General features: G+C 47.5%; 4 tRNA genes. 2 read left to right on the top strand and 2 right to left on the bottom strand.

From position 1 onward, the window contains the following. Positions 1-27 precede the first annotated feature (27 nt). Positions 28-103 (top strand) — tRNA-Thr (locus tag A3712_RS23980). A 7-nt stretch (positions 104-110) separates the two neighbouring features. Beyond that, positions 111-186 (top strand) — tRNA-Phe (locus A3712_RS23975). A 92-nt stretch (positions 187-278) separates the two neighbouring features. Here A3712_RS23975 and A3712_RS23970 read toward each other — a convergent pair. Then, positions 279-354: transfer RNA gene (locus A3712_RS23970), tRNA-Thr, on the bottom strand. A gap of 13 nt (positions 355-367) precedes the next feature. Then, positions 368-440, bottom strand: a tRNA-Asn gene (locus A3712_RS23965). Positions 441-501 lie beyond the last annotated feature (61 nt).

Below are 501 nucleotides of genomic sequence, written 5' to 3'. Positions count from 1 at the left end.
TAACTTCTTCAGTAAAAGATATAGTGTGCCGACTTAGCTCAGTAGGTAGAGCAACTGACTTGTAATCAGTAGGTCACCAGTTCGATTCCGGTAGTCGGCACCATTCTTTTGCCTCGATAGCTCAGTCGGTAGAGCAGCGGATTGAAAATCCGCGTGTCGGTGGTTCGATTCCGCCTCGAGGCACCATTATTTNGTGTTTAACTTAAATAAGTCAACGCAAGTAATTCCCCCTTAGTTCAGTTGGTAGAACGGCGGACTGAGCTATCGAGGCAAAAGAATGGTGCCGACTACCGGAATCGAACTGGTGACCTACTGATTACAAGTCAGTTGCTCTACCTACTGAGCTAAGTCGGCACACTAAATGTGNCTCCCCCTTCGGGACTCGAACCTGCGACATACGGATTAACAGTCCGCCGTTCTACCAACTGAACTAAGGGGGAATTATTCTTAAAGCTTTAAAGAAATGGTCCCGACTACCGGAATCGAACTGGTGACCTACTG

This window comes from Vibrio sp. HI00D65, from assembly GCF_001635455.1.
Lineage (GTDB): Bacteria > Pseudomonadota > Gammaproteobacteria > Enterobacterales > Vibrionaceae > Vibrio.
This window is presented reverse-complemented; position numbering and strand designations above follow the sequence as displayed.